This window comes from Methylovorus mays (assembly GCF_020531915.1).
Classification (GTDB): domain Bacteria; phylum Pseudomonadota; class Gammaproteobacteria; order Burkholderiales; family Methylophilaceae; genus Methylovorus; species Methylovorus mays.
Genome location: NZ_JAJAVG010000005.1, coordinates 14845 through 40514 on the forward strand (window position 1 = coordinate 14845; position 25670 = coordinate 40514).

General features: G+C 50.1%; 27 protein-coding genes. 13 read left to right on the plus strand and 14 right to left on the minus strand.

What is annotated here, in order from left to right; translation table 11 throughout:
- Positions 1–68: 68 nt before the first annotated feature.
- The 12 genes from LG203_RS06610 to LG203_RS06665 all read right to left on the minus strand — a co-directional run bounded on the left by LG203_RS06610 (position 69) and on the right by LG203_RS06665 (position 12043).
- Positions 69–464, minus strand: coding sequence for a GtrA family protein (locus LG203_RS06610; protein WP_230345055.1), 396 nt, complete (start codon positions 462–464; stop codon positions 69–71).
- Positions 465–490: 26 nt separating this feature from the next.
- Entirely contained in the window at positions 491–1708 is a 1218-nt protein-coding gene (locus LG203_RS06615; protein WP_230345056.1) for a glycosyltransferase family 4 protein, read from the minus strand.
- A complete protein-coding gene (locus LG203_RS06620; protein WP_230345057.1) occupies positions 1705–3108 on the minus strand; it encodes an O-antigen ligase family protein in 1404 nt (467 codons plus the stop codon). Before LG203_RS06620 ends, LG203_RS06615 begins: the two co-directional genes overlap by 4 nt.
- 24 nt (positions 3109–3132) lie before the next feature.
- The gene (locus tag LG203_RS06625) at positions 3133–3984 is read right to left on the minus strand and encodes a glycosyltransferase (protein WP_230345058.1); all 852 of its coding nucleotides are present in this window, start codon (positions 3982–3984) and stop codon (positions 3133–3135) included.
- Positions 3985–4104: 120 nt separating this feature from the next.
- Positions 4105–4803 carry an exosortase-associated protein EpsI, B-type gene (epsI, locus tag LG203_RS06630; protein ID WP_230345059.1) on the minus strand — a complete coding sequence of 233 codons (699 nt, stop codon included), beginning with the start codon at positions 4801–4803 and terminating at the stop codon, positions 4105–4107.
- A 4-nt stretch (positions 4804–4807) separates the two neighbouring features.
- Positions 4808–5722, minus strand: a complete 915-nt coding sequence (gene xrtB / locus LG203_RS06635) for an exosortase B (protein WP_230345060.1) — start codon at positions 5720–5722, stop codon at positions 4808–4810.
- 60 nt (positions 5723–5782) lie between these two features.
- Positions 5783–6664, minus strand: a complete 882-nt coding sequence (gene epsG, locus LG203_RS06640) for a chain length determinant protein tyrosine kinase EpsG (protein ID WP_230345061.1) — start codon at positions 6662–6664, stop codon at positions 5783–5785.
- 8 nt (positions 6665–6672) lie between these two features.
- Complete coding sequence (epsF, locus tag LG203_RS06645) at positions 6673–8076, minus strand: chain length determinant protein EpsF (protein ID WP_230345062.1); 1404 nt, start codon at positions 8074–8076, stop codon at positions 6673–6675.
- 9 nt (positions 8077–8085) lie between these two features.
- Complete coding sequence (locus tag LG203_RS06650; RefSeq protein ID WP_230345063.1) at positions 8086–9138, minus strand: SLBB domain-containing protein; 1053 nt, start codon at positions 9136–9138, stop codon at positions 8086–8088.
- Between the two features lie 51 nt (positions 9139–9189).
- Positions 9190–10110, minus strand: a complete 921-nt coding sequence (locus LG203_RS06655; RefSeq protein ID WP_230345064.1) for an EpsD family peptidyl-prolyl cis-trans isomerase — start codon at positions 10108–10110, stop codon at positions 9190–9192.
- A gap of 43 nt (positions 10111–10153) precedes the next feature.
- Positions 10154–11395, minus strand: a complete 1242-nt coding sequence (epsL, locus tag LG203_RS06660; RefSeq protein ID WP_230345065.1) for an XrtB/PEP-CTERM-associated polysaccharide biosynthesis outer membrane protein EpsL — start codon at positions 11393–11395, stop codon at positions 10154–10156.
- Between the two features lie 15 nt (positions 11396–11410).
- Positions 11411–12043, minus strand: a complete 633-nt coding sequence (locus LG203_RS06665) for a Crp/Fnr family transcriptional regulator (protein ID WP_230345066.1) — start codon at positions 12041–12043, stop codon at positions 11411–11413.
- Positions 12044–12435: 392 nt separating this feature from the next.
- Between LG203_RS06665 and epsA the strand changes: the two genes are divergently transcribed.
- From epsA to LG203_RS06680, 3 genes are all read left to right on the plus strand, one after another.
- Positions 12436–13233, plus strand: a complete 798-nt coding sequence (epsA, locus tag LG203_RS06670; RefSeq protein ID WP_230345067.1) for an XrtB/PEP-CTERM-associated transcriptional regulator EpsA — start codon at positions 12436–12438, stop codon at positions 13231–13233.
- Positions 13230–14651 (plus strand): undecaprenyl-phosphate glucose phosphotransferase, encoded by a 1422-nt coding sequence (locus LG203_RS06675; RefSeq protein WP_230345068.1) that lies wholly within the window; start codon positions 13230–13232, stop codon positions 14649–14651. The genes epsA and LG203_RS06675 overlap by 4 nt, the downstream gene beginning before the upstream one ends.
- 154 nt (positions 14652–14805) lie before the next feature.
- Entirely contained in the window at positions 14806–15732 is a 927-nt protein-coding gene (locus LG203_RS06680) for a capsular polysaccharide synthesis protein (protein WP_230345069.1), read from the plus strand.
- Positions 15733–15837: 105 nt separating this feature from the next.
- Here the strand turns inward: LG203_RS06680 and LG203_RS06685 are convergent, their stop codons facing one another.
- Together LG203_RS06685 and LG203_RS06690 are read right to left on the minus strand one after the other, a co-directional pair.
- On the minus strand, positions 15838–16374 hold the full coding sequence (locus LG203_RS06685; RefSeq protein ID WP_230345070.1) for an FxDxF family PEP-CTERM protein: 537 nt from the start codon (positions 16372–16374) through the stop codon (positions 15838–15840).
- A gap of 181 nt (positions 16375–16555) precedes the next feature.
- Positions 16556–17365: an inositol monophosphatase family protein gene (locus LG203_RS06690; protein ID WP_230345071.1), complete on the minus strand. Its 810-nt coding sequence runs from the start codon at positions 17363–17365 to the stop codon at positions 16556–16558.
- A 97-nt stretch (positions 17366–17462) separates the two neighbouring features.
- Between LG203_RS06690 and LG203_RS06695 the strand changes: the two genes are divergently transcribed.
- The 10 genes from LG203_RS06695 (at position 17463) to fdx (ending at position 25648) form a co-directional block, all read left to right on the plus strand.
- A complete protein-coding gene (locus LG203_RS06695) occupies positions 17463–18227 on the plus strand; it encodes an RNA methyltransferase (RefSeq protein WP_230345072.1) in 765 nt (254 codons plus the stop codon).
- 22 nt (positions 18228–18249) lie between these two features.
- A complete protein-coding gene (gene cysE, locus LG203_RS06700) occupies positions 18250–19005 on the plus strand; it encodes a serine O-acetyltransferase (protein WP_230345073.1) in 756 nt (251 codons plus the stop codon).
- A 118-nt stretch (positions 19006–19123) separates the two neighbouring features.
- The gene (locus LG203_RS06705; protein ID WP_013442624.1) at positions 19124–19612 is read left to right on the plus strand and encodes an Rrf2 family transcriptional regulator; all 489 of its coding nucleotides are present in this window, start codon (positions 19124–19126) and stop codon (positions 19610–19612) included.
- A 12-nt stretch (positions 19613–19624) separates the two neighbouring features.
- Complete coding sequence (locus LG203_RS06710) at positions 19625–20782, plus strand: cysteine desulfurase family protein (RefSeq protein ID WP_230345074.1); 1158 nt, start codon at positions 19625–19627, stop codon at positions 20780–20782.
- Between the two features lie 8 nt (positions 20783–20790).
- Positions 20791–22005, plus strand: a complete 1215-nt coding sequence (locus LG203_RS06715; protein ID WP_230345075.1) for an IscS subfamily cysteine desulfurase — start codon at positions 20791–20793, stop codon at positions 22003–22005.
- A gap of 65 nt (positions 22006–22070) precedes the next feature.
- Complete coding sequence (iscU, locus tag LG203_RS06720; RefSeq protein WP_013442627.1) at positions 22071–22469, plus strand: Fe-S cluster assembly scaffold IscU; 399 nt, start codon at positions 22071–22073, stop codon at positions 22467–22469.
- A gap of 10 nt (positions 22470–22479) precedes the next feature.
- Entirely contained in the window at positions 22480–22803 is a 324-nt protein-coding gene (gene iscA, locus LG203_RS06725; RefSeq protein WP_013442628.1) for an iron-sulfur cluster assembly protein IscA, read from the plus strand.
- Positions 22804–22867: 64 nt separating this feature from the next.
- Entirely contained in the window at positions 22868–23401 is a 534-nt protein-coding gene (gene hscB / locus LG203_RS06730; protein ID WP_230345076.1) for a Fe-S protein assembly co-chaperone HscB, read from the plus strand.
- Positions 23402–23436: 35 nt separating this feature from the next.
- Entirely contained in the window at positions 23437–25305 is a 1869-nt protein-coding gene (hscA, locus tag LG203_RS06735) for a Fe-S protein assembly chaperone HscA (RefSeq protein ID WP_230345077.1), read from the plus strand.
- 1 nt (position 25306) lies between these two features.
- Complete coding sequence (gene fdx, locus LG203_RS06740) at positions 25307–25648, plus strand: ISC system 2Fe-2S type ferredoxin (RefSeq protein WP_230345078.1); 342 nt, start codon at positions 25307–25309, stop codon at positions 25646–25648.
- Positions 25649–25670 lie beyond the last annotated feature (22 nt).

A 25670-nucleotide genomic window follows, 5' to 3' on the forward strand; every position in this document is an offset into this window, starting at 1 on the left:
GAATCAGTATCACCTCAGTTAACCTCGGTCAAAAAACAAGTAACGGCCTAGCCTGCATTCGCTCCGCATTAATGCTTGAAAATGTATCGGCTGGCCAAGAGATAATTAAGCAGCAGTCCGGCGCAGCTTCCTAAAAACACCGCAATCAAAGGATACGTTGCGGCGATGGCAATATGGTGAAACGCCCACAATGACACCACCGCATTCATCACGGCACCAGGCAGCTGGGAAAGCATGAAGGCGCCACACTCGAACATGAAGTTTCGGCCTGGCTTGCCCGCCTTGAATGTAAATATCCGATTCAATAACCATGAGCAGACCATCGCCAAAAAGACGCTGGCAATTCTGGCGGCATTCGGTTTGAGACCGAACCGCATGAATGCAGTAAACATCAAGGTATCAAGTCCCAGCACCAGGCAACCGACCAAAGCAAACTTCCCAAGTTTTACCAGATGCGGCAGCATGTCTCGGCGCGAGTTATTCACCTTGCTCAACGCGTCTGGTGGGAAGGCAGCGACTTAAAAAGTGCTATCAGTTTCTGAGCCTCGGTATCTACCGCATGTCTTGCAATAACACGCTCATAGCCGCGCACCCCCATCGCTGACAACTCAGCAACTGGCGTTTCCATAAAGCCTTGTATTGCACCTGCCAGGGCTTCCACATCCCCAGCCGGGAATAACCATCCCGTTATACCATCCACCACCAGCTCAGGAATACCGGCAACATAGGTTGTTAATACGGGGCGCTTGAGTGCCATCGCCTCCATAATGACCACCGGCAGCCCTTCTGCAAAACTTGGCAATATCATTGCACTGGAATGTTGCATGTACTCGCGCACCTGCGCACTCGTAATCCACCCGGTGATGCTGATTTGCGATTCAAGCCTGTGCTTGCGTATCTGGGCTTCAATTTCAGCACGCATCTCACCATCACCAGCCAAGACCAGCTCCACTTTATGCTGGCGGGCAGCCAACAACGCGATTGCTTCCACCAGAAGCATTTGCCCTTTTTGCTCGCACAACCGCCCAACGCAAACCAAACGATGCACCTCTGGAATAGGCACAGGACTGACATTGTAAAAATCTGCCTCCAGACCACAATGCACTTCATGAATTTTTGACCAGTCACTGAAATCTACCCAGCGAAACAACTGACTCTTGGTAAAAGCACTGATCGCGATAACAAAGCTGGCGTGACGCACCTTTTCCTTGAGGTGGATCAGCTTGTTTTTATCGAACTCCTCCGGGCCATGTACCGTAAAACTGTAACTCGGACCACCGAGCAGTTTGCAATACATCAACACCTCGGTTGAGTTAGTGCCAAAATGCGCATGCACATGATCAATCTTTTCTCGCGTGTACCAGTCGCGCAATATGCAGGCGTGAGAAAAATAAATCAGGCTATAAAAAAAAGCCTTTTCAGCGCGGAAACCCAACTTGATTGCGCACAAAGCCGTTTTAACAAACAGTGCAGGCTGCTGCACAAAAATGCGGAATATGGTGCTGATACGAGCAAACCCGCCCACCTGCATGATGTAGCGCGTTAACTGCCTCTCCCGCATATCGCCTGGATCGACAACCGGGCTCAGCCAGCCACGTATGGCGGTTCTGAAGACCTTGCAGCCGTTTCGTTCAAGTGCGTTAATTTCCCGACGAATGAAACTAGTGCTGACCAGAGGGTGCTGATTTACAAAATACGCAATGTTCAAATTTTATCTACCATTCTGGAATTCGATGTTTCATCAGTACCATCAAGCGCTGGAGAATCTGAGGGCGACTTCATACGGCTCAGCCATCCAATAACGGCTCCCATAAAGAACCAGAAGTACCAATTGTAGTTCAAGTAATACATCATGTTATCGGAGTAGCTGAACATCAAATATTCGAATATGAGGCTGAGCGATATAAACACCAGCAGCTTGTTACGGGAAGAAAACTTGAAAATGACGAATCCGGTTTTCAGATAAAGCCATACATAAGCGAAAAGACCGACAATCCCCATTTCAAAAAATACCTGGTAATAAATATTATGGGATGCGGCACCCGTAGGACCAGCCAAGGGGAAAAAGTCGATGGAGTAATGTTTGAAGCTTTCAGCACCATAGCCGAATATATATTTTGCCGGTTGCATCCAGTTCATTGCGCATTCCCAGAGGTACTTCCGCCAGGCATAGGAATTAAGTTTAGCGTAGCCCACCATCTCGTTGCCCGAAGACAGGTCACTTAACCGATCCCTGACCTCTGGAATCATGATGGCCACGATCGGCATGGCCACGACAAGAATCAGATAACGTCGCTCGTATATCAACGCATATACCGTAAAGAATGCTGCAAAACCAAGCCAGGCGCTTCGCGTTTGGGTGAGCACCAGCATCAGGCACAATAGCGCCAGGTAAATGGGTAGCCATTTCTTCAAGCTGCTTCCCAAAAAGTCGCTGTTAGATTTCCAGGCATAAAACCCAATGGAAATGACCAATACCAGGTAAAAAGCAAACACATTTGGATGATTAAAAGTACTATTGATTCGACTGCCAAAATGGTGCATCGAATGCACAGCCAGCATTACAAACCCATATAGCAAAGGAATAACACTGGACAACAAGATAATCTTCAACCATTTGAAGAAGTCCTTTTCGGTTTTCACCAAATGCATGCCCAGCATTAAAACTGCGGCTGTAGAAATCAGGGTCAAATATAATTTAATGGCCGGCATGCGCTCTGGTGAGAGCACAATCGCAATCACATACGCCGCTAAAAATGGCAACCATGTCGAAAAAAGAATTTTTCGGATATGTTTATCTGCTTGTAAATACGCCAGAAACCCAATCAGTATAATCAGCGCATTTAACGCTCCCCCCAAGCCGATACCGGCAAACTTGGTCGTATCCAGCACCTGATCAATGGAAGCGCGAACGACTAATACCAGCAGAAAAAGAACATATCGGTCAGCAATAAAAATCAGCCCCAGTACAATTAACGCAGGTACGGCGAGCAACATGCCATAACGATGGCCTGCAAAATCCACAAGACCTACAGAGACCAACCCAGAAAAGATGGCGATAAACGCATAGATCACTGCGGCAATAATCGGGGTGAGACTTTTATTCATGGCGTGATTCACTATTCTGCATAATTAAGCCTTGCGACAGGCTTCGCGTAACAATCGAAGCATCCCTTGAGGCCAGAATCCAAGACGCATGAATTCCCATATATCCCGAAACGTAGGGCGTACGCCATAGAAAGGCGAAAACACGCGCAACATTAACAACTGCTGGCCTCTCGGAGACTGACTTGCATGCTTGGTCGACACTATGCGAAAGGCGTCGCGAATTTTCTTTTCGGACTTGACGGAAATACGATCGCCCCTAGGAGAGTCATCATATAGTTGTGTAGGCAAATCCAGCAGGTAAGCTTGACCATATTTCGCCAGAACACGCATAAAAAACTCAAGGTCCTGCCAGGCTGGAAGTGACTCATCAAATAGACCTGCGCCCATAAAGTGTTCTTTGGGTGCAAATATCTGATTACCTATATAGTTGAATTCAATCAGGTCACTAAAGCTTACACTACCGCGTTTGCCAGAAGTGCGAACCTTTAAGCCATTGGCGATGATGACATCTTGCGAATACAAACAGGCCGGCTGGATGCCCAGACCTGTCAGTAACTCCCAGTACTTGATGAAAGCTTCAATGCGTGTGGGCTCAAACGCATCGTCATCGTCAAGCCCAGTAACAAAGGCACCCGTGGCCATTTTAATGGCTGCATTTCTGGCTTTGGGAGCGCCTTCTGCCGTTGTTTTATTGATGTAAAGCAGGCGGGAATCTGTTTGGGCGCGATCGATCAGATATTGATCGGTACCATCCCTGGAACCATCGTTGACAACGATCACTTCTACGTCAGCATGGGTTTGCTGCAAGGCAGAATCAATGGCCTTTTTTAGCAAATCCAATCTGTTATGAGTAGGGATATAAATTGATACCCGCATAAATATCCTGAAATCTTAAATTAAAATCACCCTAACAAGCCGGGTTATGAATATTACCTGTCGTAAAGACTAGCTCTGCAACTTAAGCAGATTCCGGGCCAGACAAGGCTGTGCGGAAAGTTAGAAACGCGCCAGAACCCTTGATTGGTCTGGAGGAAGAGCAGCAACCATCTCTTTCAAGAATTCTTCTTGTCGTGCAAACGCGGCGGCTGCCTCAGACTCGTCATCCACGATAGATGACACTCTCACCAGGATGCCATCTGCCACCTTTCCTGCGAGGCCATCGCGTAAAATTTTCATGCGCATATTAAGGGGGGTCACTGGATATTCATTGCCGACCCTGATCCAGTAACTCACTACTTCCAGGCGAGATGGTTGAGAAACCACAAGACGAACAAGTTGAATGTCGTGCTGACCGTCAATATTGAAAGCCTGCACATGCCGGGAATGGATGGCAAAACCTTGCGCCTGATAACAGACATCCGGCCTGTGAATTTTCACATCCTGCGATTGCTCTTTGGCATAGGCTAAAGCCAGCATGACTTGCGCGCCCTCATTCGAGCGATAACTACGCATGAGTACGCGATCATATGGCTGATCAACACTTTTATCGGTGGTATCGACCAGGCCGACCTGCAGGTAGGGATTGGGCTGCTCTGTCCAGTCATTGATCTTTTTAGGCAGCATGGCCTCGAAATCTTCGGGCATTTGCTGCGTTTGCATGTGAGGGGTTAGCCAATAAGCAAGACCTGCACTAGCCGCAAAAAGAATCACTATGAATATGGCCAGGCGTAATGAAGCTTGAGGAAGTTTCACCATTGGGCTATACCTTCAGATCGGATGACGTGGCTTGCTGCGATTTTTTAAACTTGTTCGATAGCACACGCAAAAGGCCATCCGTCGCAATCACTAACAAGAGGGCTGTAATAAACAACACAATGCCGGAAAACTCGTGCAAGAACCCTTGCCCAGCAGCATCCCCCCAATGATAAGTAATGAGCGCAAGGACAATCACGCGGGTAACATTGGCAATAAACGAGATGGGGATAATCAACACCGCAAGCATGAAGTTTCTGAATGGGGATTCATGATGCGTCACGTTCATGTAGAGTAGCCCTAATACTTCAAGGGTAAATAGCGAGTTTAGGCCTGCACATGCATCCGCCACCAGCAACTGATATTGGCCTATGGTCAACATAACCCCAGTCCGCGCGATGGGGTAGTCCAGCGCATAGAGAATATGCTCGGTAGCAAAAGAAACGGCCGTTTTCATGGGTAATGTCGCAGCATCCACTACGAATGCAGGCAATGGCACGACAAAACACAAAAAGAAGAAAGCAAACCATAAAAACTTGGCGACTCGGCTACCCATGAAAATCAGGGTAATCCCTAATAGCACAGGGATGAGTGAGCCAACTTCAAAAATCAGCAGGGTTTGTGATCGCCCCAGAATGAACACCAATAGGCCAAAAATTAGAATGGGCCACCCCAGGACAGGAAATGGCTCAAAACTAATGCCATACGCCGGAAGCTGTTTTAACTTGAAATAAAAAAACCAGATAGACACGAAGAAAACAATGGGGCCATGCGCATGGCGTTCAGTACCCCACAGGCCATGGAATAGATCCCAGAATGTCGGGAAATAAACAATTAGCAACCCAACCGCAATCGCGATCCAGGCGCCCATGGTTTTATCTGGAGAGGTCCAATGCCGTGCAATATTGCCAAACTTGTCCATGACTATCGCTTTATTTCACACAGAGGGGAAACTTCATCCCCCCTCTATCGTTCAAGTTAATTAAAACTGGTTGGCAACAGCCCCGACAATTCGTACTCCTACGCCACCTAGTTGATCTTTCAACACGTTCAAATCCTGTAGCTTGGTTTCATTGACACGGGACACGACCAACGTTCCCCGACAGCGCCCAGCTACCGACTGTGCGTCTGAAGAGTGTTCCGTAGAAGATGTATCCACAATAATGACATCGTAATCACCCATGACTGTATTCATGAGATCGGTGAATGAACTGCGGGCCAACAGTTCCTGAGGATTAGGCGGGATGGTGCCAGCACCGAGGACGGATAGATTCTCAAACGCACCCAGGTGAGTAATGACCTCCGGACCAGAACGCCCGATCAAAATATCAGAAAGACCGCGGGGCTCACTCAGGTTGAAATTGCGATGCTGCACAGGTTCACGCAGATTGGCATCAATCAGCAAGGTATTTTCACCCAACTGTGAGAACACAATCGCGAGATTGGCTGCAATATAACTACAGCCATCCCCTGATTTTGCCGACACAACAGCCAATGCCTTGTTACCCTCACTGAACCACCGCAAAATGAGCTGTGTGCGGAGGGCTCGCAAAGCCTCCACCTGTTTCGAAAACGGCTGATATGCAGCCACGAGGTCTGGCGAGAATCCACCCTCGTTTGTTTGCAAATACGGATATTCAAATTGAACAGACAGCGCTTGTCTGATATCCGCCTCATTGATAAAACCCAGTCTCAGTGCTGCTTCACCAAAACGGATGTTTTCCTGTTTTTGCAACCGCAACACCCGCTCAGCTTCGTCCGGCGTCAGCTTCCCCAAATCCAGCAACAGCTTGCCAATATTCGCTTCAGTTTTCTCAGGCTTGATATTGCTTACTGCCGGAGTAATTCCATTCGTCAGATCCATATGATTCCTCAAGCTGAAGGCAAATATTTAACGATATTTTGCGGCAATGCTTTGATGCCTGTTGCCGGTGGAACGCCATCAATCAAGGCAAACACAGGAACCCCCAGCAAACTGGAAATATCGTCTTTGCTTCGCACACGTCTATCCATAAATTCAGAAATAAATGCAAAACCAATGCCAAGTATCAGACCGATAACTGAACCAAATGCCAACTTAAGCAAGGTCCTGGTGCCGGAAGGGAACAATGGCGATGTCGCTGTATTCAGAATCGCCACATCACTCTGGTTGGATTTTGACTCGATCATGGTCTGGCTATAGCGTTGCATCGCGGCATCAATAGCGCGCTGAGCCATCTCAACGTCTTTTTGCAAAACCAACATCTCATCACGTGAACGATTCATCTCGACCAGCACGGCTTTTTGCTTATCAACCTGCGCCTGCAATTCAGCCACACGTTGCTTTTGAATGCCCGCGCCATTGCCAACAGAACCTGTCACCGTTTTCACTTCAGCACTCAGCTGGGACTTTATCTTGTTGATTTCCGCTTCAGCGGCTTGATATTGCGGGTGATTTTTATCCAAGCGCTGAGATAATTCAGCAAGTTTGGACTCTGCATTCGCCAGATTTATTTTCAAATTCTGAATAATCGGATTGGCGACCACATCAGGAGATTCAAAAGCATTCTTACGGCTTCCACCGGATCTGGACTCAGCTTCAATCGACTGACCTTGCGCTGCAACCAGCTGCTCTGAAAGCCAGTTCAGCCGGGATGCCTCGACATCCATACGTTCATCGGAGCTGGTATAGCCATTTTCACGCTGATATTTAGATAGTTTGGACTGGGATTGCGACAAACTGTCACGCAAAGCCTGAATCTGCGTTCCAAAATACTGGGCGGCCTTCTGCGCCGGCTCAACCTTCAACTCAACGTTGGTTTCTTGATAAGCGTTTGCAAAAGAATTGGCGACCAAGGCCACAAAGTCAGGGTCTGACCCTTCAAACATGATTTCAATCACGCTACTGTCGCGGCCTGGAGTCACGGTAAGCTTCTTCAGAAGCAAATCAGCCAGCCAGAATCGCAGATCGCCACGACCACCTGTGTCTTCTTCAAACTTTGCCTTTACGTTCTCGTTTTCGGCCATGCGCAACTCGTCGACCACCTTGAGCGCAACGTGCTGACTATTGATAATATCGATCTGGGTCGGAACATAACCCAGCGCCATATTGCCGGGGACGACCGTACCGGTTACCGGATCAGTACCCTTGTAATTGAGTACTACCGATGCCGTTGCCTGATAAACCTTGCTCTGCAGCAAACTGATAATAAGCACCGTTATTACGGTTAACAAAAAGGTAAACAGTACGATACGGTATCGTGCTAGAAGAATAAGTACTATCTGATTCAAATTCATCCGATATCCCTAAAACAGGCTTTCTTTAACATAGAGCACATCGCCAGAGTGAACCAGCTCATCCAATGCCGGCGTAGTTTTTTCTACAACGCCAGAGGTATTTTTACGATGCAGCTTGAGACCACGCTGGGTTCCACGAGCGGTAGGGCCTCCACCTTGTGCCAGGGCCTGCATGACCGTCATGCTTCTCTCAATACGATAAGAACCGGGACGCTGAACCTCACCATAGATATAAAATACAGGGGCACGATGCACATAAATAGAATCCCCGGCGACCACATCCGGGTTCATGTCTGAACTTTCATCAAGGTAGATAGCCGGCAGATCAATCACTTTGTGAAATTTTTGCCCGTTACGCACGCCCTCAAGCACCGCAGTATCAGCGCCAGCGGGACTTACCCCACCCGCCATTGCCAGCGCATCAGAAAACTTCATTTTTGCTTCCTCAAGAGGGAAGCGGCCAGGACGATTTACCTGCCCCAGTATGGAAACCTGATTACCTGGAACAATATAGATTACATCCCCACGCATGACCAGAAGGTCAGCATCTTTCTTATCCTGCAAAAAGAGTTCTGCCAGGTCGACTTCACGACGCATTACCTGACCATCACGCTGTCCGGTAATAATGGCTTTCCCACTCCCCGCCATTGTCAATACGCCACCTGCCGTTGCCAGCATTTCACTGAGATGCGTATCAAAGGTCTCAATGACAAAGCGACCTGGACGATTCACCATGCCAAGAACAGCAACCTGATTACCTCTAACCTGAAGCAGCACAATATTCACTTGTGGCTTTTGCACGAACCCACCCTTTACAAGGCTTTGTTCGATCTTGCGCTCAGCTTGACCAATCCCTGCACCACCAACATTCACGGCACCTAGCAAGGGAAAACTGATTTCGCCGGACTCAGATACCCGCGCCTCGGTGGTCAGATCAGGGTTTTGAAACACCTGAATCCGAATAACGTCCCCAGCACCAAGAGTATATTCATCTGCGGCTGCGGCATTAAATGTTACTGCGAGAAGAAACGCGCCAATTATTTTCATGCACCATTTCATCATGATCTCTTCCTGTTTGATTATGGTTAATTAAGTGATGATCTGGATATCTCTTTAATCCAAACCAACCACTCCTTTTTCGATATGGCTGTTATTTTTTTCAGCGGGTTTCGCTTCCGCAGGAGTCACCCCACTTGAGGATGACGGTTTGCTCGCAAAAGCACCTACATATTCAATTTTGGCTTTTTCTTTCATCCGGGCAAGCTCGGACTTAATTAATGCCTGGCCTTCGGAATTTACAAGAAATGTTTGAATCAGTGGTTTTGCCTGCTCGTATGCCATAGGAGAACTTACACTTCCGACCAGCTTCACAATATGCGCATTCCCATCCATAGGGACTATCAATACAGCGCCATCCTTTTGATTTTTAAGAATGGCAAGTGCATCCGTCGGCATTTGTTCGGCAGGCCGGCTATAGCTGGAAGCGCCGAATTTCAGACCTTGCGCCTTTAACCATTCGGCAACCTCTTGCAGCCCCCTGGCATGTTCTACCTGGGCTTTGAGCTCGTCGGTAACCATCGTGCCTGGAGGCAGTGCAATATCCTGCAGGTTATAAATTTTGCGAGCGGTAAAAAGTTCGGGGTGGGAATCAAAATAAGCTTTAACTTGCTGAGGAGCTGGCTTTACTCGCGTGCCAACCAGATTGGTCAAGTAAGCGCGGGTTATCACATCCCGTTTTGCCGCCTCTATTGCAGAAACAACTTCGGCACTACGCTCTGTCTTTTCTTCCAAAGCCTTGTTCAGCACAATCTGCTGATCAATGAGTCTTTCCAAAACTTGCTTACGAACCGCTTCGGCATTTTCAGCGTTAACGTTCGGCATATTTTTCATGACCTGATTCAACTGCAACACCGATATCTCTTTACCATCGACGATAGCAGCCACCTGCCCTGAAGATGCTTTCTCTTCGGATTTACCACAGGAGGCCAGAGTCACCATCATGATGGCAAATACGGTACTTTTAAATACACTCATTTAATACTCCGTCCCATAATACATATTAACTTTAAAGGCAATATTAGAAGGTTAAAGCAGCATTCACCATGGCGCTATTAGACACAAAGTCCTCATTGGTGATATTCGAATCTCTGCTTTCGCGCTTCAGCATCACCCCAAAACTCACATAACGCCGAGGGGTCCAGTTAAGGCTAATACTAGCCGTTTTGGTTGTTTCCTCGCGATCTTTTGATAATGGAGTTGGAGCAAATCCGTTATAGCTTCGGTCCCTGTATGTCAGATCTCCATTAAGAGAGACCTTGCGTGTTACAGACCATGTCGGCCGGACGGCTACCAAATATTGCCTGACATAGGTATACGAGGTTGCTTGCGTAGGGTAAAGATCGGAAGCCGCTATAAAATTCACGCGCGTTTTCGCCGTCACATCCCATTCATAGTTTACATTGCCGATCCAGCCGCTTACGTCACGCTGACTAAAATTGTCATTGCTTCTATCAAGATATGACGCTTTCATGTCCACTTTAGACTTTTCGGAAAGTACCCAGCGAAAAAGAAACTCTTGACGCTTCTCGGTATAGCCTCGATCAGAGACTAAAGCCTCGCTAAAATTGGAATCTCCATACTTACCATCGCTTGTATTTGCCGCGTATTCCAGTTTTGAACCTGAGGAAAATTCATAGCGAATACCTGTACGTAAAGTCTTCTGCTCAAAACTATAGTCCAAATTATCTTGCCCGGGAGCTGAATTGTCAGTGGTCACCGTCAACTCAGAAATAGCCCCCAGCAAGTGCCAGTTGCCATAGGGACTCCAATCCACATCAAATCGATTGTTCTTAACGGTCCGGGTGTTTGTTGAGAGCGGATTGATATTATTGACATTAGCAAATGTATTCGGCAACTCTTTGCGATCAAATACAAGATTGCCCTTTAAATATGGGGTAACTGACCAGTTCCATTGAATATCGTAATTTACCCCATCAAAATTCAAGAAATTGTAATTCTGATAACGGTAGGATGTCTGGGAAATATCAAACTTGAAGCGTTGCAAACTGTACTGCTTCGAAACATTCACGCCGTAGGTAGTCGCATTAATCATTTCCCATTTTTGGGTTTTACCAAAAGTAGAGAGAGGACTCTCATTCCGATCGAGTCGAAATAAGTTATCGTCATAGGTTATCGCATGACTTAACGTGAAATTGACTGTATCTGCCTCATCTGCGCTGGCGCATATGGCAAATGAAGCCATAAAGATAAAAGATACAACTGACCATTTAGCCGGCCAAAGCTTGATATTTACGTCCAAGATTTTTACCCGTTGCTAAACCAAGCTGAAGAAAGCACCATCAGGATACCTGTTGGAAGTATCCCTGAGACGCTCGGTCATAAGCTGCAAAAGCTTGATCAGTATTTTATTACCCAATTTGGGCATATTCACCAGCAACTCTTGCATGCTGCTACGGGAAAAGACGGCAAAATCAGTAGGATGAGTGGTAATACAGGTAGCGGATCTTGGATAACCATCGATCAATGACATTTCTCCGATCGTATCACCAATGCCAAGACGAGCCACCATATGGCGCCCCTCTGCGGATGCATCATTTTTGTACACGTCTACCCCCCCACTTAATATTAATAGCAGGTAGTCGCCACCAGCACCCTCGACTAATAACGAATAGTCTCTTGGCGCTGCATAGCACTGCATGTATGCACATAGATAGCGAACTTCGTCCGCACTGAAATCATCAAGCAGCTTGATACTGTTAATGATTTCCAGCACTTCATCTACGTACTTATCTGCCCCGCCTAAATGTATTAAATCAGAGTACATGGATAAACAAAAACTTTCAATGATTTGTGACGCTATTGTTAAGCAAGTTGTGAACGTATACAGCCTTGTTGTGGCTGCCCCATCCGCATAGTCGCCACAGGATTCGCTGAGGTACCAGCCCATGACAATCCATAGTCACAATGGAAAGTGTTGATCACGACCAGACATCGACTGCCATCCAGCCGGCAGAACTACAATCCAGCGCCATTATGTACCGCAGTGTATGGACTGTGGAGGGTGACAACAATAGTCCAAAAGAACTACCACCGATGCAGGCAAAAGTTTTATCATAGTATCAGCCGTCACATACAAGAATACGCTAGGATTCCACGCTTGATCCAAATATAAAATGGCCACCTACAAACACATGAGCACAAAATCGTTTCAGCAAGAATCGCACCCCAACCCCGCGTGGATGACTGATGGGGCCAAGGCGGCATATTTTCCGCTGGCCCGATAATTGCTCACAAAGACAAGTGTTTGCACCATAAATGATTTTTTATATTTGAACGGCTATGTTTATTACCAAAGAACTAACCGATATTGAGAAGGCCCAGCTTATTGACTTGATGCACGAGTCTTTAAGAATCCGCTCGCACTTCGAGTTCTTTCTTTGGATGCAAGGCAAACTGCAGCAGTTTTTACCACATGAAATCATGATCACCGCCTGGGGCGATTTCTCCATGGGCGTGATCTACTTCAATATTGTGTCGCCGCTGCCTGGCGTTCGCACAGAGAAAATTTCCAGCGGCGACCTGAACCCATTGTTAAAGCGGCTGTTCAATTATTGGCTTAGCCATACCAAGGCTCCATTTACCTTATCAGCTGAGAATGGGGTGTTTCAGGACTGCGATGTACTCCCTGCAGAAGTAAACAGCCATCTCAAAAATATGAAATCGGCGCTGGTCCATGGCATCAAGGACTTCCGCGGTCGCCATGACTGCCTTTACATATTGCTGAACTCGACACCCACCATGCCCAATACGTCTCGGTATATGCTGGAGTCTCTACTCCCTTATATTGATAGCGCATTACGCCAGCTTGAACATTTGCCGGTTCAACATCCGGCAGATAAAGATGCCATCGAGAATATGCATGAAGAGGAAAACGAAGCCCTCGAACAGCTTTCGTCGCGCGAGATCGAAATCATGGAATGGGTGCGCAATGGTAAAACCAATCAGGAAATCGGCATGATTCTGGACATTAGTTCATTTACCGTCAAAAACCATTTACAACGCATATTTAAAAAGCTTGATGTTCTTAACAGAGCGCAGGCCGTTTCCAAATTCAAGCAGACTCCACGGGCCTCATGAAACCAATACTAGCCGCCACCAAGCCAACTTCTCGCAAAACCTTCGCCGGGATCACTTTTGCACGCGACAACATTCTGCATGGTGTTGAGGCCCTTCTTGACCCGCTCGTCGTCGTTGTTTCTTTATGGATCGTAGCGTTCGTGTACGAAAACGACTTGCCACCCCACTATTTGATCATGTCGCTGATTCTTTTTTCGCTGATGTTCCCCAGCACAACCAAAATCAGCCAACCGATCAGCTCTGTTATCCAGAACACGCTGATGGCATGGTTTGTTCTGGCAGGCCTATTGATGGCATTTGGCTATGCCTCTGAATACATTTACATTTTCCCCAAGGCATCGATTACGCTATGGTTATGGCTTACGCCTACATTACTGATTGCCGCCACCCTTGGGCTGCGCATGGCGGCGCCCATGCTGATCAAGATGCAAGGCCCCATGCGTCGTGCAGTGATTGCCGGCATGAACGATCAGGGCCTGGCGCTGGCGGAGCGCCTGCAACGCAGCCATTACCATCCGACCGAACTGCAGGGTTTTTTTGAAGATCGTAGCGTGGATCGGGTAAGCTCAGAACTGCATTATCCGATTCTTGGCCGTCTAGAAAGCATGGCAGAGTATGTCAAGGAACATCACATCAATACGATTTACCTGTCCCTGCCCATGGCCAGCCAGCCACGCATCATGAAGCTGCTGGATGACTTGAAAGATACAACCGCCTCCATCTACTTTGTCCCAGATATCTTCATGACTGACCTGATCCAGGGGCGTGTTGATCAAGTGGAAAACATCCCCGTCGTCAGCGTATGTGAAACGCCATTTACCGGATTTGATGGCCTGCTCAAGCGTACTGCGGACATTGCATTTTCGCTACTGATCCTGATCCTGATCTCTCCGATCCTACTAGTCATTGCGATTGGCGTAAAAATGAGCTCGCCAGGTCCTGTTATTTTCAAACAACGTCGTTATGGGCTTGATGGCGAGGAAATCCTTGTTTATAAATTCCGCTCAATGACGGTATGTGAAGATGGCGCAAAAGTGACGCAAGCGACGAAAAATGACCAGCGTACTACCAAATTTGGCGCCTTCCTGCGGCGCAACTCGCTGGATGAATTACCGCAATTCATTAATGTCCTGCAAGGGCGGATGAGCGTCGTTGGCCCCCGTCCTCATGCCGTCTCACACAACGAGATGTACCGCAAGCTGATCAAAGGCTACATGATCCGGCACAAGGTCAAACCAGGGATTACGGGCTGGGCGCAAGTAAATGGCCTGCGCGGAGAAACCGAAACCCTGGATAAAATGAAAGCCCGCATCGACTACGATATCGATTACTTGCGTAACTGGACTCCCAAGCTGGATATGTACATCATTTATAAAACTGTCAGCGTAGTGTTTACTGGCGAGAAAAACGCTTACTAGATAGTCTTTGCATTCAGAAACATCACATTCAGCAAGTTGGGCGAAGAGAAGCTTTTTCTGAATCAAGGCTACTCCCCTTAAACAAAGAAAAACCAGCTTTACTCACTACTTGCTCCGGGCACCGGGATGTCATGAAAACCAAGGAACTTTCACCATGAACTTCAATACAGCCCATCTGTGCAATAGAGCATTAAACAAGACAAGCAAGCTGATCCAACGGTCGTTCATCCCTTTGGGCATTCAGTCCGCTGTCCATCAAGCCAGGCTTGGCATCGTCCAGCATTATCTCACCCAACAATACAGCTCGCTGATCAACGAATATCAGCGCCTGATTAAAGACTCGGCCGAATTAAACGTGCCTGTTGAGAAAATCATTTGGGTATGCTGGCTGCAGGGCTTGGACCACGCACCGGAGATAGTGAAAAAATGTATCGCTAAGCTCCATTTGTTTCACGATGAGGACTACACTATTCATCTGATAACGCTGGAGAATTATAAAAACTTCGTGACGCTTCCCAAGCATATTGAGGAGAAGTTTGAAAAGAATCTCATGAAGCCAGCGCATTTCTCCGATGTGCTACGACTATGTTTACTGGCTAAACACGGTGGCGCGTGGATTGACTCCACTGTATTTATACTGAAAAAACTGCCTGAGGACGTTTTCAATGAACAATTTTTTACACTAAAAAGTCACTCATACTCAGCCGCATCAAGCATTTCCCTGGGAAAATGGACCACCTTTTTCCTCCAAGCCAGGCGAGAATACATCCCCATTGTATTTTTAAGGGACCTACTTGTTCAGTACTGGCAAGATCATGATACAGAGCTGGATTATTTTCTTTTCGACCATGCCATTAGTATCGCCTATCAACATTTCCCAGAATTTAAACGCCAGGTAGATCGCCTAGGTTACTTTGGCAATCATCGCCACCTTTTAATGCCATTACTGTGGACCGAATATAGCGCAGAAGCCGCCAGCCGCATAAACGAAGACCCGGTGCAGATATATAAATTGACCTATAAGATCGACCCGACACTCACCATGCCTCAGCATTCGTTTTATCAGCATTACCTCAAATAGCACTCATCAGATTCCTGATCGCTTTATTTAAGACAGCACGCAGAATTCAACGCAAAAAAAAACCCCGCAACCGCGGGGTTTTCTCACAACTTAAGCAACTGACAATTAAGCAGCAGCGTAAGCAGATTTGCGACGACGAGCTACAAAGCCCATCAGGCCAACGCCAGCCAGCATCATTACGTATGTTTCAGCTTCTGGAACAGCGGACACTGTGATAGTGCCGGCGTATGAAGAGGGAGTAGTCAGCGTATTACCAGCAACAGTAAGAGTCCAGTCATCTGCGCTCAAAAAAGGCGCGGTAACGTACCAGATGGAGTTGTCAGAAGTCACGCTGAAGCCAGTGTAGATATCAACACCATTGGACAAAGTCAGAGCAGTAAACTCGATACCTTGTGAGAAAGTTAGTGGGCTAAAAGTAATCTTGAAGCTTGAGATTGCATTCGCGCCAGCGGTTGATGGCTCAGTAATTGCAAAAGTATACTCATCAATGAAGCTCGTGATGCCAGTGAATGAATTGCTAAATGTTGCTGTGCCGGTAGTAGCTACGTCTAGTGCAGTGGCAGCTTGTGTACCCATAGAGAAAACACTGGTGATACCTGCAAACGCCAGTGCGCCAAACATTTTCTTAGTTACTAATTTCATGATAAAAACCCCCGAGTTATGTAAGTTAAACATTAATGCCTTCTCACTGGTGCCCATTAAATGCTTAACGGATCAAGCACTCAATAGTCCGAAAGAACTAACACCACCTAAAGTATTGATTTACATTAATTTATTAACTTTTTCCCGAGGGAATTTACATTTATTGACCTAACTTTAACTATTAAACCGCCTTACTTCGCAGACTATCCGTCAAATGTGGAGCAAGCGTTTGCAGCATTTGCGAAAAGACTTTGGGGTTACCGGCGACAATATTGCCAGAGTCAATCCAGCTCTCATTACCTTCAAAGTCACCCACAATACCACCCGCCTCCTGAATCAGCAGCGCGCCAGCGGCAATATCCCATTTGGAGAGGCCGATTTCCCAGAAACCATCGAAATACCCAGCAGCCACGTAAGCAAGATCCAGTGCAGCCGAACCCGGACGACGCAGACCAGAGGTTTTGCGCACCATATCCTTGAACATGCCCATATAAGTATCCAGATGGCTAAAGTCACGGAATGGGAAACCTGTACCGATGATGGACTCCTGCAACTTGGCGCGGTTGCTGACGCGAATACGTTTATCGTTGAGAAAAGCACCGCGACCGCGGGTGGCAGTAAAGAGATCATTACGATTGGGATCGTAAACAACAGCTTGGGTCAATTGACCTTGCTGCATCAGCGCTATCGAAATGGAATACTGCGGAAAGCCATGTAAAAAGTTGGTGGTGCCATCCAGCGGATCGATGATCCAGACATTCTCGGCATCAATATTGTCATTACCGGTTTCTTCCCCAATAAAGCCATGTGTGGGATATGCATCCTTGAGCACATCAAGAATGGCGGCCTCGGCAGCGTGGTCAACTTCGCTCACGAAGTCATTGTAAGTCTTGCTGCGCACCTTGAGCGAGCCCACATCCTGGGAGGCGCGGGTGATGATCCCGCCAGCGCGGCGAGCGGCTTTAACGGCATTGATAAGTATAGGATGCATAGTATTTAGATCGTTTCCAATGGGATGGCCTTGTGTAGAAACTACACAAATGCACTTTTTAAAGAACTGTTAAAATAGCATTTTAATGTGTAACTCCATGACTTCCAAACTTCATTTACTTTCCCGCTTTCGCATCGTGCTTTGCCAACCCAGTCATCCGGGCAATATTGGCTCCACAGCACGCGCCATGAAAGTGATGGGCCTGCATGACCTGAAGCTGGTCAATCCGGAAAAATTTCCCGATAGCGAAGCTAACGCACTGGCATGCGGTGCCGTCGACATCCTTGAAAATGTCCAGATATGCTCCACATTGGAAGAAGCATTGACGGGCTGCACATTGGCCATTGGATTGAGTGCGCGCAAACGCCAGCTTTCCCATCGATTGGTCAGCGTGCGAGAAGCCGCAACTGAGGCGCGCGAATTGCTGCTGCAGTCTGCGGATGAAGATAGCAAGATCGCGCTGGTGTTTGGCACAGAAATGAGCGGACTTTCCAATGCGGAGCTGGACCGCTGTCAACTGCTGGCCATGATACCGACCGACCCAGGTTATTGGTCGCTCAACCTGGCAGCGGCCGTGCAAGTAATGTGCTATGAAGTCCGCATGGCCTTGCTGGATGAACAACAGGCGATGCCGCACGCCGGATTGAAAGCGACCCCGGCCACCAATGACGAGGTGGAGATGTTTTATCGCCACCTGGAACAAACATTAACAGAGATTGGCTTTCTCAATCCGCACTCTCCTCGGCGTCTCATGCAGCGCCTGCGCCGGATGTACGCAAGAACAGCGCTGGAGAAAGAAGAAGTCAATATTTTGCGCGGGATACTAACCCTGACTCAGCACCCGCGCCCTCCTGAGGATTAAAGCACCATGACGGATACACACCATGCTGGATAGATTTAAAGAAGACATCGCCGTTGTATTCGAGCGCGATCCGGCTGCTCGCACGCGCTGGGAAATTCTCACCACCTACCCTGGCGTGCATGCGCTGATCATGCATCGCTTGTCGCACTGGATCTGGAAGCAACGCTTTTACTGGCTGGCCCGTTTCAGCTCCCACCTTGCCCGCTGGTTTACTGGCATCGAGATTCATCCGGGCGCTCAAATTGGCCGCCGCGTGTTTATTGATCACGGCATGGGCGTCGTCATTGGCGAAACCGCGGTCATCGGCGATGACTGCACGCTTTATCATGGCGTCACGCTCGGCGGCACCTCATGGAATAAAGGCAAGCGTCACCCCACACTTGAGCGTGGCGTCGTCATTGGCGCGGGCGCCAAAGTGCTTGGCCCCATCACCATTGGTGCAGAAGCCAAGATCGGCTCCAATGCCGTGGTGGTTAAAGATGTACCGCCAAATGCCACCGCCGTGGGCATCCCCGCTCGCATTCTGGATGACCAGGAAAAACATCGTCAGCGCGATGACATGGCCGCCAAAATCGGCTTCTCTGCCTATGCCGTCAGCGACAATATGAATGACCCCATGATCAAGGCCATCCATGCTCTGCTGGACCATGCCGCCAAGCAGGATCAGCAACTGCAGGAGGTGATGCAACAGCTGGCAAAACTCGGCGCGGACATAGAAACAGACGCCGAAGTGGGCAAGGCATTTGATGTGAACTATCTCAACAAAATAGTTGACTAAAGTGTTAGGGTATTATAAAGTTTAGGCCTGTTTAGAGAGACTGCTCGCAGCCCCAAAAGGCACGCCACGACTGGCTTTCAGCGCCAATTACTCAACCAGAACACTCTAGGATTAACTCATGCGATTAACGACCAAAGGACGTTTTGCCGTCACTGCCATGCTCGACTTGGCGATGGCTGAAGAAAATCGCCCCGTCACCCTGGCGGGCATCAGCGAACGGCAAAACATTTCGCTCTCTTATCTTGAGCAACTTTTCAGCCGCCTTCGTCGTAGCGGCTTGGTCACCAGTGTGCGTGGTCCAGGCGGTGGTTACCTGATTGCAAAAAAACCAGGCGAAATCTCCGTCGCCAACATCATTGCGGCAGCCGATGAGTTGATTGACGCTACCCAATGCGGCGGCCATAAAAACTGCCGCGGCGAAAAGCCATGCATGACGCATGAACTGTGGTCGACCTTGAATGCAAAAATCCTGGACTACCTTTCTGCTGTGTCATTGGAAGACCTGGTGGCATCGCAATCGGATGAGCGCGCCATTACCATTTCGAGCCGAATTGATGCCAAGAAGAGCATCAAGTCCTCATCCGCAGTGGAAGTCATGACTGCTTGATACGAACGCAGCATGCAAACCGCGACTTACTTTGATCATAACGGGACTACCCGCCTCGACAGCCGGGTGCTGGAGCGCATGCTGCCCTTCATGACGGAGCAGTCAGGCAATGCCACCAGTCGCCATAGTGCGGGCCGTACAGCCCGCCAGGCGATTGAACAGGCAAGAGAACAAGTAGCCGCTGCTGTCGGTGCATATCCCTCGCAAGTAGTATTTACGGGAAGTGGCACCGAGGCGGACAATCTGGCGATGCATGGCATTGCCGCTGCGAATGGCGTGGAGCAGGTGCTGATCAGCGCCATCGAGCATCCCGCCATCAGTCGGCCAGCCCATGCCTTGCAATGGCAAGGCATCAAGACAGGCTTGATCGCCGCTGATGCCAATGGCTTGATCCAGCCCTCGGCGCTGGAGATTGCCATCGCCGAGGCTGGCAAGCAGGTGGGGCTGGTCTCCGTGATGTTGGCCAATAACGAAACTGGCGTTATACAGCCGATTAGTGAGATGGCGGAAATCGCGCGACAGCATAAGGCCTGGATGCACACCGATGCTGTGCAGGCCTTGGGCAAGATCGCCGTCGACTTTGCCGAACTGAATGTGCATGCGATGACCCTGTCATCGCACAAGATTCACGGCCCGCAAGGCGCGGGGGCGTTGATTCTGGACAAGCGTGTGGATATCCGTCCGCTGATTTATGGTGGCGGACAAGAAAAAGGCCTGCGCAGTGGCAGTGAAAACCTGGCTGCCCTCGTGGGGTTTGGTATGGCGGCCGAGTTGAGCGCCAGTGGGCTGGCCCCTCGTCGCGAACATATGGAAAAGCTGCGGGCACGCCTCGAACAAGGCTTGACCGAACTGGGTGCCGTTATTTTTGGAGCGCATGCACCGCGCTTGCCAAACACCAGCTTCTTTGCCTTTGCAGGCATTGAGGGCGAAACCCTGGTCATGGCGTTGGACCGCCAGGGATTTGCAGTAGCGAGTGGCTCCGCCTGCTCCAGTGACAGTACCGAGCCCAGCCACGTATTACTGGCCATGGGTATTAACCCGGACTTGGCACGCGGTTCTGTGCGAGTAAGCCTGGGCTACACGAATACCATGCAGGAAATTGACGCATTTTTGCTCACGCTCAAGGGTGAGCTACAACGTTTAAGAAAATTAACTGCGATTGCAGTGTGAGGAAGAAGATGACTGTACATACTCCGATTTACCTGGACTATTCGGCCACCACGCCAACTGACCCGCGCGTGGCAGAAAAGATGATTCCGTTCCTGACCGAGCATTTCGGCAATCCGGCATCGCGTAGCCATCCGTTTGGCTGGACGGCGGAAAAAGCCGTGGAAAATGCACGTGAAGAAGTCGCCAAACTGGTGAATGCTGATCCACGCGAGATCGTCTGGACCTCTGGCGCCACCGAGTCCAACAACCTGGCGATCAAGGGTGCCGCCAACTTCTACAGCGGCAAGGGCAAACACATTGTCACCATTCAGACCGAGCACAAAGCCGTGCTGGATGCGGTGCGTGAACTCGAACGTGTGGGCTTTGAAGCCACCTATCTGGCACCTGAGTCCAATGGGCTGGTGGATATTGAAAAATTCCGCGCAGCACTGCGCCCGGATACCGTGCTGGCCTCCGTCATGCTGGTCAACAACGAAATTGGCGTGATTCAGGACATTGAATCGCTGGGCAATATCTGCCGCGAACAAGGCATTATTTTCCACGTGGATGCTGCACAAGCCACGGGCAAGGTACATATCGACCTTGAAAAGCTGCCGGTCGACCTGATGAGCTTCTCGGCCCACAAAACCTATGGCCCCAAAGGCATTGGTGCCCTGTATGTGCGCCGCAAACCCCGCGTACGTCTGGAAGCCCAGATGCATGGCGGTGGTCACGAACGCGGCCTGCGCTCCGGCACCCTGGCTACCCACCAGATCGTGGGCATGGGCGAAGCCTTTCGCATCGCACGCGAGGAAATGGATCTGGAAAATGCCCGCATCCGCCGTCTGCGCGATCGCCTGCTGACCGGTCTGCAGGAAATTGATGAAGTGTATGTCAACGGCGACATGAAGCAGCGCGTACCGCACAACCTCAACATCAGCTTCAATTTTGTTGAAGGCGAATCGCTGATCATGGCGGTCAAGGATATTGCGGTTTCCAGTGGTTCGGCTTGTACCTCTGCCAGCCTGGAGCCGTCGTATGTGCTGCGTGCCCTGGGCCGCTCGGATGAGCTGGCACATAGCTCGATTCGTTTCTCCATTGGCCGTTTTACGACCGAAGAAGAGGTCGACTACACGATCAACCTGATGAAAAGCAAGATTGGCAAGCTGCGCGAGCTTTCTCCATTATGGGAAATGCACCTTGAAGGCGTGGATTTAAGCAAGGTGGAATGGGCAGCCCATTAATACGTGAACGATGAAGCCTGAACGCAGGCCGCATTTTTCGCTGTGTGACTAAAAGGAGCAACAAAATGGCATATTCAGACAAAGTATTGGATCACTACGAGAATCCACGTAACGTGGGTACCCTGGACAAGAACGACCCTAGCGTAGGCACTGGCATGGTGGGTGCCCCGGCCTGTGGCGACGTGATGAAGCTGCAGATCAAGGTCAACGAGGCGGGCGTTATTGAAGACGCCAAGTTCAAGACCTACGGCTGCGGCTCTGCCATTGCTTCCAGCTCGCTGGTCACCGAATGGATCAAGGGCAAAACCCTGGATCAAGTCATGGAAATCAAGAACTCGGACATCGCTGAAGAGCTGGCATTGCCCCCGGTCAAGATCCACTGCTCAGTACTGGCGGAAGACGCCATCCGTGCTGCAGTAGCCGACCTGAAGGCCAAGCAGGGCAATACCCAGGAAGCCGCATAAGGGACGTACCATGGCAATTACCCTGACTGAAACTGCGGCCAGCCGCGTACAGAAATTCTTGTCGAATCGCGGCAAGGGCATCGGCCTGCGCCTCGGTGTAAAGACCACCGGCTGTTCCGGCATGGCCTACACCCTGGAGTTCGTCGATGACCTCAACCCGGAAGACATGGCCTTTGAAAGCCACGGCGTAAAGGTGATTGTGGATCCGAAAAGCCTGGTCTACATCGATGGCACCGAACTGGATTTCACCAAGGAAGGCCTGAACGAAGGCTTCAAATTCAACAACCCCAACGTCAAGGACGAATGTGGTTGCGGGGAGAGCTTTACCATTTGATGCCTAAGGCTCCCATCAGGGAGCCTTTGCATACACTATCGCCTGCTCCAGCCCTCTTTCCATCATGCAAGATTCCAGCACAAACCACTTTGCCCTGTTTGGCCTGCCAGCCGCATTTGCGATTGATACCGCTCTGCTTGACCAGCGCTACCGCCAGCTGCAAAGCGAAGTGCATCCTGACAAGTTTGCCGCAGCGAGCAGCACAGAGAAACTGCGCTCCATGCAGTGGGCAACCTCGGCCAATGAAGCGTATCGTACGCTCAAGAATCCCACAGCGCGCGCGCGCTACTTGCTGGAATTGCAAGGTGTACACACCGATGAGGAGAGCAATACGGCCATGCCGACCGACTTTCTGATGCAGCAGATGGAATGGCGCGAGGCAATTGAAGAAGCACGCGACGCAAAAGACCTGGATGCGCTGGATAGCCTGTTGAAGGAAATTCAAACCGCCGCAAAAACATTACAGCAAGACCTGGAGCATCAGCTGGGCGAAGAGTCGGCAGAATTGACGGCCGCGGCCGGCTCCGTTCGCAAGCTCAGCTTTGTCGATAAACTGCGTGAAGATATCCTGCAGAGCATGGAAAAACTGGAAGCGTAAAACACGCTACATACAAATCAGGAACTCATCACCTTATGGCCTTATTACAAATTGCAGAACCGGGCATGAGCGCGGCCCCTCATCAGCACCGGCTGGCAGTGGGCATAGACCTCGGCACCACCAACTCGCTCGTCGCCACCGTACGTAGCGGCATGAGTACCGTCCTGCATGATGAAAAAGGCCATGCCCTGCTGCCATCCGTGGTGCGTTATCTGGCCGATGGCGCCATAGAAGTGGGCTATGCCGCCCAGGCACAACAGAGCCATGATCCACAAAACACCATTGTTTCCGTCAAGCGCTTCATGGGGCGTGGCTTGAACGACCTCGCCGATCAGGCGCATATTCCTTACCGCTTTATTGATGCGCCCGGCATGGTGCAGATTGACACCCGCGCTGGCATTAAAAGCCCGGTGGAAGTCTCCGCCGAAATCCTCAAGGCCTTGCGTCTGCGCGCCGAAAAAGCCCTGGGGGGCGAACTCACTGGCGCCGTCATTACCGTGCCTGCGTACTTTGATGATGCGCAACGCCAGGCCACCAAGGACGCCGCCCGCCTTGCCGGCATTACCGTGCTGCGCCTGCTGAATGAACCCACCGCTGCCGCCGTCGCCTATGGGCTGGATAACGGTTCCGAAGGGGTTTACATCATATATGACCTGGGCGGCGGCACGTTTGATGTCTCCATCCTGCGGCTTTCCAAGGGTGTATTTGAAGTGCTTGCCACCAATGGGGACTCTGCACTGGGCGGTGATGATTTCGACCGCCGTATTTTCTGCTGGATACTCGAACAGGCCAAGCTGCCACCGCTCAATGCCGAAGACACGCGTCTTCTACTGACCAAGGCGCGCGAAGTCAAAGAATGGCTGACCGAACATCATGAAGTGCAAATCACCAGCGTACTGAGCAATGGCGATGTCGTTAACCTCACACTCACCGCCGACCAGTTTGTTGAGTTGACCTCGCATCTGGTCGCCAAAACACTGAACCCCACGCGCAAAGCCATGCGCGATGCTGGCTTGACGCTGGAAGATATCAAAGGGGTCGTCATGGTAGGTGGTGCCACGCGTATGCCGCACATACGCCAGGCCGTGGCCGAATATTTCGGTCAGGAGCCGCTGACCAATCTGGACCCAGACAAGGTCGTCGCCCTTGGCGCCGCCATTCAGGCCAATGTGCTGGCAGGGAATCGCAGTGACGATGACCTCTTGCTGCTGGATGTGATTCCTTTGTCACTCGGACTCGAAACCATGGGCGGCCTGGTGGAAAAAGTCATTCCACGCAACTCCACCCTGCCCGTCGCCCGCGCACAGGATTTCACCACCTTCAAGGATGGTCAAACCGCGATGAGCATACACGTGGTACAAGGCGAGCGCGAGTTGGTGAGCGACTGTCGTTCGCTGGCCCGCTTTGAACTGCGCGGCATTCCGCCCATGGCCGCCGGTGCCGCGCGTATTCGCGTGACCTTTCAGGTGGATGCCGATGGCCTGCTTTCCGTCACCGCTCGCGAACAAACCAGCGGCGTTGAATCGCACATTGTGGTCAAGCCTTCGTATGGCTTGAGCGAAGACACCATCACCGGCATGCTGCAATCCTCGTTCGCCGCTGCCGAAAGCGATAAACAGGCCCGTGCCTTGCGCGAAGCCCAGGTCGATGCCCAACGCCTGCTTGAAGCCATCAGTGCTGCGCTGCAACAGGATGGTGATACGCTGTTGAGCCCGGAAGAGCGCGCTGCCATCGAGCAGGAAATGCAGGCACTGCAGACATTGATAACGCAGGATGACAGCCATGCCATTACCCGGGCGGTCGATGCCTTGAATCATGCCACCGAAACCTTTGCCGCCCGCCGCATGGATGCGTCGGTCAAGCAGGCCTTTGCCGGGCAAAACCTTAACTCACTGGAAATCTGATATGCCGCAAATCATCGTACTACCCCATCAGGAGCTGTGCCCGGATGGCGCCGCCTTTGACGCCAAGCCCGGTATGTCGGTATGCGACAATCTGCTGGAGCAAGACATTGATATCGAACACGCTTGCGACAAGGTTTGCGCCTGCACCACCTGCCACGTGATCGTGCGTGAAGGCTACAAATCGCTCAATGCCCCTGAAGAAAAAGAAGAAGATCTGCTGGATAAAGCCTGGGGTCTGGAACCCAATTCGCGCCTGTCATGCCAGGCCATTGTCGGGACTGAAGACCTGGTCGTCGAAATCCCCAAGTACTCCATCAATATGGCCAAAGAAGGCCACCGCTAATCACCCACCATCTCGCAGCGGA